The 7,797-nt window shown below is 75.3% G+C and carries 5 protein-coding genes; 3 read left to right on the top strand and 2 right to left on the bottom strand.

Annotation, left to right across the window (positions count from 1 at the left end; all coding sequences use genetic code 11):
- Positions 1-114: 114 nt before the first annotated feature.
- Positions 115-3,150 (top strand): FAD-binding and (Fe-S)-binding domain-containing protein, encoded by a 3,036-nt coding sequence (locus ACFUVW_RS17790; RefSeq protein ID WP_430572638.1) that lies wholly within the window; start codon positions 115-117, stop codon positions 3,148-3,150.
- Here the strand turns inward: ACFUVW_RS17790 and ACFUVW_RS17785 are convergent.
- Complete coding sequence (locus tag ACFUVW_RS17785; RefSeq protein ID WP_430572637.1) at positions 3,108-3,848, bottom strand: hypothetical protein; 741 nt, start codon at positions 3,846-3,848, stop codon at positions 3,108-3,110. The genes ACFUVW_RS17790 and ACFUVW_RS17785 overlap by 43 nt on opposite strands.
- Before the next feature lie 49 nt (positions 3,849-3,897).
- Positions 3,898-4,542 (bottom strand): TetR family transcriptional regulator, encoded by a 645-nt coding sequence (locus ACFUVW_RS17780; protein ID WP_430572636.1) that lies wholly within the window; start codon positions 4,540-4,542, stop codon positions 3,898-3,900.
- 94 nt (positions 4,543-4,636) lie between these two features.
- On the opposite strand from ACFUVW_RS17780, the gene ACFUVW_RS17775 reads away from it, so the two are divergent.
- Together ACFUVW_RS17775 and ACFUVW_RS17770 are read left to right on the top strand one after the other, a co-directional pair.
- Positions 4,637-5,566 carry a hypothetical protein gene (locus tag ACFUVW_RS17775; RefSeq protein ID WP_430572635.1) on the top strand — a complete coding sequence of 310 codons (930 nt, stop codon included), beginning with the start codon at positions 4,637-4,639 and terminating at the stop codon, positions 5,564-5,566.
- Complete coding sequence (locus tag ACFUVW_RS17770; RefSeq protein WP_430572634.1) at positions 5,563-7,743, top strand: YhgE/Pip family protein; 2,181 nt, start codon at positions 5,563-5,565, stop codon at positions 7,741-7,743. Before ACFUVW_RS17775 ends, ACFUVW_RS17770 begins: the two co-directional genes overlap by 4 nt.
- Positions 7,744-7,797: the final 54 nt, after the last annotated feature.

Here is a 7,797-nt window from a genome sequence, read left to right as displayed (position 1 = left end):
GTCGCGGGAAACCGCCGCTTCCCGCGACGGATCGCTTGCTCGAAGGGAGGCGGGGTCGGGCGCCGGGGCGTGGACGCGTCGGCGGCCCGCGGGCACGAATGGCAGAATCGGCGCGTGCCAGCCCAGACCCGGAACTCCCCGACCCCGGACGGCGGCGCGGACGTCGCGCCCACCCGTGACGAGGCGGAGAGCGCGGCCAGGAAGGCGGCCGACGAGGCTCGCGCGGCCGTCGTCTCCGCGCTGCGGACGGTCATCGCGGGGGACGTCGACGCCTCCCCCCGCCGTCGCGCCGAGTACTCCACCGACGCGTCCAACTACCGCGTGGTGCCCGACGTCGTGGCCTTCCCGCGCAGCTCGCGCGACGTGGTGCGCGGCCTGGAGGTGCTGCGCGAGCTGTCCATCCCGGTGACCGCGCGCGGCGCGGGCACGTCGGTGGCCGGCAACGCGGTGGGCCCGGGCGTGGTGCTCGACTTCTCCCGGCACCTGAACCAGGTGGTCTCGGTCGACCCGGAGGCGGGAACGGCGGTCGTCGAGCCCGGCACCGTGATGTCGACCCTGCAGCGCGCGGGCGCCGCCCACGGCCTGCGCTTCGGCCCGGACCCGTCCACCCAGAACCGCGCGACGCTCGGCGGCATGATCGGCAACAACGCGTGCGGCCCGCACGCCGTGGCCTACGGCCGCACGGCCGACAACGTGGTGGAGCTCGACGTCGTCGACGGGCGCGGCCGCCGCTTCACCGCGGGTCGCGGCGACCCGACGTTCGCCGCCGTGCCGGGCCTGGCGGAGCTGGTGCGCGAGAACCTCGCGCTGATCCGCACGCAGTTCGGCCGGTTCGGCCGCCAGGTGTCGGGCTACTCGCTGGAGCACCTGCTGCCGGAGAACGGGTCCGACCTCGCCAAGGCGCTGGTGGGCACCGAGGGCACGCTGGTCACGGTGCTCGGCGCCACGCTGCGGATGGTGCCGGTACCGACCGCGCCCACGCTCGTCGTGCTCGGCTACCCGGACATGCCCGCGGCGGCCGACGACGTCCCGCACCTGCTGGGCCACCACCCGCTCGCGATCGAGGGGCTCGACGCCCGCCTGGTCGACGTCGTGCGCAAGGCCAAGGGCGAGGCGTCCGTGCCGGCCCTGCCCGAGGGTGCGGGCTGGCTGATGATCGAGATCGGCGGCGCGAGCCAGGAGGAGGCGAGCGCCCGGGCCGAGGCCATCGTGACGTCGTCGTCCGCGCTGTCGTCGCTGGTGCTCCCCGCGGGGCCGGACGCCACCAAGATGTGGCAGATCCGCGCCGACGGCGCGGGGCTCGCGGGCCGGACGCCCGCGGGCGAGCAGGCGTGGCCGGGCTGGGAGGACTCCGCCGTCCCGCCCGAGCGCCTGGGCGCGTACCTGCGCGACCTCGAGGACCTCATGGAGCGGTACGGCGTCGACGGGCTGCCGTACGGGCACTTCGGCGACGGCTGCGTGCACCTGCGCATCGACATCCCGATGGAGACGTCGGGGTCCGTGCTGCGCACGTTCATGACCGACGCCGCGCGCCTGGTGGCGTACCACGGCGGCTCGCTGTCGGGGGAGCACGGCGACGGCCGCGCCCGCTCCGAGCTGCTGCCGCTGATGTACACGCCCGAGGCCATCCACCTCATGGAGCGGTTCAAGGCCCTGTTCGACCCGGACGACCTGCTCAACCCGCGCGTCGTGGTGCGGCCCGCGGCCGTCGACGCCGACCTGCGCCGCCCCGCGGCGAAGGCCGTGCTCTCGACGCTGCCGGTGGGGGACCGGGGGATGGCGGGCTCGGGCCCGCTGCACGGCATCGCGCGGAAGGCCGGCCACACCGGCTTCTCGTTCGCGCACGACCACCACGACCTCACGACCGCCGTGCACCGCTGCGTCGGCGTCGGCAAGTGCCGCGCCGACAACCACGCCTCCGGCGGGTTCATGTGCCCCAGCTACCAGGCGACGAAGGACGAGAAGGACGTGACCCGCGGGCGGGCGCGCGTGCTGCAGGAGGCCGTCAACGGCACCCTCGTGGGCGGGCTCACGGCGCCGGAGGTGCGCGAGTCCCTCGACCTGTGCCTCAGCTGCAAGGCGTGCTCGTCCGACTGCCCGGCCGGCGTCGACATGGCGCAGTACAAGGCCGAGGTGCTGCACCGTACGTACAAGGGGAAGCTGCGCCCCGTCGACCACTACGCGCTCGGCTGGCTGCCCCGCTGGGCGCGGCTCGCCGGCGGGATGCCGCGCTTCGTCAACAGCGTGCTCGGGGTGCGGTGGATCGCCAAGGCGGTGCTGTGGGCCGGCGGCATGGACACGCGCCGGCAGGTGCCGCAGTTCGCGGAGATCCCGTTCCGCACCTGGTGGAAGCGCGGCTGGGCGTCGCACGGCGTGCCCGGGCTGGGCGCCGGCAAGACGCCGCACGACCGGCCCACCAGCGAGCGGCCGAAGGTCGTGCTCTGGGCCGACTCGTTCAGCGACGCGCTCGCGCCCTCCGTGCCCCAGGCCGCGGTGAAGGTGCTCACCTCGGCGGGGTACGACGTCGTCGTGCCCGACCAGCAGGCGTGCTGCGGGCTCACGTGGATCTCGACCGGCCAGCTCGACGGCGCGCGGCGGAGGCTGTCGCAGCTCCTGTCCGTGCTCGGGCCGTACGCCGTCAACGGCATCCCGATCCTCGGGCTGGAGCCGTCGTGCACCGCGGTGCTGCGCTCGGACCTGCTGGACCTGTTCCCCGACGACCCGCGCGCCCGGGCCGTCGCGGACGCGACCCGCACCCTGGCCGAGCTGCTCACCTCGCCGGGCACGGCGCCGCCCGCCGAATCGGGCTGGTCGATCCCCGACCTGTCCGACCTCACGGCCGTAGTGCAGCCGCACTGCCACCAGCACTCCGTCATGGGCTTCGCCGCCGACGAGGCGCTGCTGCGCGCCGCGGGCGCCGAGATCACCGTGCTGGCCGGGTGCTGCGGGCTGGCCGGCAACTTCGGCATGCAGAAGGGTCACTACGACGTGTCCGTCGCCGTGGCCGAGAACGCGCTGCTGCCCGCGCTGCGCGAGGCAGCGCCGGGCACCGAGTACGTGGCGGACGGCTTCTCCTGCCGCACGCAGGCCGTGCAGCTCGGGGGCACTCAGGGCAAGGCGCTCGTGGAGGTCATCGCCGAGCGGCTGTGACGCCTCGCGGTGGCCGCGTGGAAGCGCACCGCGACCGTGAGGAAGAGGCCGGCGGCGACCAGCTCCCCGGCCGACTCGAGCATCGCGATCACCCACCCGGCGGTGCCCGACACGTGCGGGTCCACGACGATCGCGAGCATGTCGACGCCCACGGCGCCGACGCCGAGCACGCCGACGCAGCCGACCAGGGCCCACGAGACCCGGCGAGCCGCGCTGCCGCTGTGCAGGTAGGCCACCACGAGCGCCCCGAGCGACGCGAGACCCAGGACGCCCCAGACGGCGAGCTCGCCCCAGCCCTGGGCGTCCAGGCCGAACCGCTCGCCGAGGCCCAGGCCGGACGCGACGGCGCCGCCCGCGGTCTCGTGGATCTGGAGCAGGTCGTCGGCGGTGACGAGCACCAGCACCGCCGCCCAGACGCCGAGCACGGCCGACCGCGGCAGCGTCACGGCGCGGTGGGCGAGGAGCGCCGCCGCGCCCAGCATCGCCGTGCCCGCCGCGAGCTCGGCGAACGAGCGGTCCTCGTCGATCTTCCACCGCGAGCCGGGGGCGGTGACGACGCCGTCGTCGAGCCGGTAGAGCAGGTCGCCCGTCACCAGCGCGAGCGTCGCGAGGAGCGTGCAGGCCACGCCGACGAGCACCGCGCGGTCCGGCCGGAGGGAGAGGGGTCGGTCGGCCGTCACGGCCGCGTGCGCGGGCATGCGCCAGAGAGTAGAGCACCCGGCGGATGCGGCGGGAGGCCGACCGCGGTCAGCCGCGGGCGGCGCGGGTCAGCTCGAGGACGGCGGAGCGTGCGGGCTCGGGGAGCTCGGGCACCAGCACCACCAGGCTGCCGAGCAGCAGGCCCTCCAGCTCCTCCTGCGTCAGGTCGTCGCCGCCGAGCCAGGCGGCGGTGACGTTCTCGACCAGCGCCACCCACCCGCGCGCGAGCAGCTGGAGACGCCCGCTGGGCGTGAAGCCGATGACCCCCGCCGTCGCCGTCAGGCGCGCGACGAGCGCGGTCCGCACGCGCTGCAGGGCGTCCTCGGTGGCGTCGTCGCCGGCCAGGACGCCGCGCCAGATGTCCTCCCAGACGCGCCGGTGCGCGGTGACCGACCCCAGGAACAGCGACATCGCGTGCGCCGGGCGGTCGGCGAGGGGACGATCGTCGGGTGCCAGCAGCGTCTGCTCCAGGTCGGACACCGCCTCGAGCGCGACCGTGCGGCGCAGCGCCGTCGTGGACCCGAAGTAGTGGAAGACGAGCGCCTTCGACGCCCCCGCGCGGGCGGCGGCCGTCGCCGGCGTCAGCGCGTCCAGGCCCGCCGCCTCTGCCTCGACCACGGCCGCCTCGAGGAGCTGGCGGCGACGGTCCGACGGCTCGCGGCGCGTGCGGGGGCGGGGGGTGGCGGAGGTCATGGTCACCGTTGTACGGCGTTATTGACCAGGAGTCAACACCGGTCGTAGAGTTGTTGATCGCAAGTCAACAGCGCGTCGGGGGACGGGGAGCAGGGTGCAGATCACGCTGAGCGGGGTACGGGTCGAGGGGCGTCGGGACCCGATGCTGGAGGCCACGGACCTCGCCTGGTCGACGGGGGAGTGCCTGCTCGTCGCGGGCGAGCCCGGGCACGGGCACACCGCGCTCGCGCTCGTCGCGACCGGGCGGTTCGTCCCGTCGTCCGGCACCGTGCGCCTCGACGGCGCCGCGGTGCCGCCGTCCGCGCTGCGCGCCCGTACCGCCGTCGTCGACGTGCCCGGCATCAGCGAGCCCGACGACGCGCTGTCCCTCGCCGACGTCGTCGCGGAGGGCCTGGCCCTCGCCGGCCGGCGGTCGCTGCCGCGCGACGTGACGCGGTGGCTCGAGGAGCGCGGCCTCACCGAGGAGCGTGGCCGCCGGGTGGACCAGCTGCCCGGTGTCGTGCGCACCGCCGTGCTCGCGGCGCTGGCCACGGAGAACCCCGACGTGCGGTTCGTCGTGCTGACGCTGCCCGACCGGCACGGCGGCGAGCCGTCCGGCTGGTGGGCGACGGCGCGCACGCTCGCCGCGTCCGGGCTCGGCGTCCTCGTCCAGTGCACGCGGTCGTCCGCCCGCGACCTCGGCGTCGACCTGCCGCCCGCACGCGGCGCCACGCTGCACGAGCCGCCGCAGGTCGTGCTGCGCGAGGTGCCTCGCGCGCCCGTCGAGGAGGCCGCGACCGCCGTCCTCCCGGCGGCCGAGCCCGAGGCGGCCGTCGAGCCCGGCGTCGAGCCGGCGGTCGAGCCCGACGTCCAGCCCGAGGTCGAGGACGAGCTGGAGCCGTCCCCCGACCCCGACGCCCGCGCGGAGGAGGAGCTCGACGACCCGCTCGACGACGCGCCCCACGACACCCCGATCCACGACACCCCGATCCACGACAGCCTGGCCGCGACCCCGGCCGACGACCCGCAGGAGGAGGCCCGATGACCGCGGTCCGGCTCGCACTCTCGGAGCTCAAGCGGCTCGCCGCCGGGCGCCTGCCGAAGCTCGCCATCCTCGCGATGGCGCTGATCCCCACGCTGTACGCGGGGCTGTACCTGTTCGCCAACCACGACCCGTACGGGCAGCTCGAGCAGGTGCCGGCCGCCGTCGTCGTGCAGGACGAGGGCACGACGACGACCGATGCGGAGACAGGTGAGACGACCGAGCGCGACTTCGGCCGCGACGTCGCGGACCAGCTGCTCGACGACGGCGGGTTCGGCTGGGTGGAGACCTCCCAGGCGGACGCGGAAGCGGGCGTGCGCTCCGGGCGCTACGACGCGGCGCTGATCATCGGTCCGACGTTCTCCGCGGACCTCGCGTCGGCGGGTGAGTTCGAGCCGCAGCAGGCGAGCCTGACGCTCATCACGAACGACGCGAACAACTACCTCGCCGGCACGATCTCCGACACGATCGTGGGGAAGGTGCGCGACTCCATCGCGGAGGAGGTGGGCACGGAGGCGGCCGACACGTTCCTGCGCGGGTTCGCGTCGATCCACACCAACCTCGCGGACGCGGTGGACGGCGCGAAGCAGCTGCTCACCGGCGCCACGCAGCTCGACGACGGCCTCGCGGACGCGGACGACGGTGCGCACACCCTCGCGGACGGCGCGGCGCAGGCGGCCGACGGCGCGGCCACGCTGGACGGCAAGGTCGGCACGCTCGCGGACGCGGTGGGGCAGCTCGACGACGGCGCGGGGCAGCTCGCGACCGGCCTCGGCACGCTGCAGGACCGGACGGCGGACCTGCCCGCCCAGACGAGGAAGCTCGCCGACGGCGCGGCGCAGGTGGCTGACGGGAACGCGCAGGTGGCGCAGTACGGGCAGGAGGCCGCCGACGCGGCCGGGCAGGTGCTGCCGACCCTCGACGGCGCGCGCGCCGACGCGGCCGACGCGCTCGACCAGGGGCGGGCGGATCTCGACCAGCAGCTCGCCGACCTCTGCGCCCAGGTGCCGGACGACGCCGCGGACCTCGCGGCGCAGTGCGCCGACCTGCGTTCCCAGGCGCTCGACCGCCTCGACGCCACGCGTGCCGACGTCGACGGCGCCCTCGACGCGCAGCGGAAGGACGTGCAGTCGGCGGTGTCGACGGTCGAGGGGGCGTCGGCGAAGCTCGACCAGCTCGCGGACGGCTCCCGGCAGGTGGCCGACGGTGCCGCCACCCTGGCGGGCGCGACGCCGCAGCTCACCGCCGGCATCGCGTCGGCGGCGGACGGCGCCGACCGGCTGGCCGACGGGACCGGGCAGCTCGCCGCCGCCACGCCCGCGCTCGTCGACGGCGTGCATCGGCTGGCGGACGGCACCTCCCAGGTCTCCGACGGCGCCGGCGAGCTGGCGGCCGGGACCACGAAGCTCGCGGACGGCTCCGGGGAGCTCAAGAGCGGCATCACCGAGCTGCGGGACGGGCTCGCCGAGGGCCTCGGCCAGGTCCCCGACCTGGACGACCAGACGCGCGAGGACACGGCGTCGACCATCGGCAACCCGCTGGAGGTGCGCAACGACGCGCTGTCGTCGGCGGGCACCTACGGCGCCGGGCTCGCGCCGTTCTTCCTGTCGCTGGCCACGTGGATCGGCGCGTACGTGCTGTTCCTGCTGGTGCGGCCGCTGTCCACCAGGGCTCTGGCGGCGGGCCGGTCGGGCCTCGCGACGGCGCTGGGCGGCTGGGCGACGCCGGCCGCGATCGGCGTCGTGCAGGTGGCGGCGATGTTCGCCGTGACGAAGTTCGCCCTCGACATCCAACCCTCCTACGGGTTGTTCACGGCGCTGTTCCTCGTGCTGGTGTCGGGCACGTTCGTCGCGATCCTCCAGGCGCTGAACGTCTGGCTGGGCGCGGCGGGCCAGTTCCTGGGGCTGGTGCTGATGCTGGTGCAGCTCGTCACCGCGGGCGGCACGTTCCCGTGGCAGACGATCCCGCAGCCGCTCAAGGCGATGCACCAGTTCATGCCCATGACCTACGCCGTCGAGGGCCTGCGACAGCTGCTGTACGGCGGCAACCTCGCCACCGTCACGCGCGACGTCATGGTGCTGCTGGGCGTCCTCGTCGTCGCGCTGGGCCTCACGACCCTCGCCGCCCGCAGGCAGCGCGTGTGGACGGTGACCAAGCTGCAGCCCGAGCTGGTGCTGTAACCCGCATCGAGCGTGCTGACTTGATCCTCAAACGGCCCGTTTGAGGATCAAGTC

It is taken from the genome of Isoptericola sp. NPDC057391, from assembly GCF_042668085.1.
Taxonomy (GTDB): domain Bacteria; phylum Actinomycetota; class Actinomycetes; order Actinomycetales; family Cellulomonadaceae; genus Isoptericola.
Note: the sequence above shows the minus strand (reverse complement) of the source record. Positions and strands in the feature narration are given on the sequence as shown.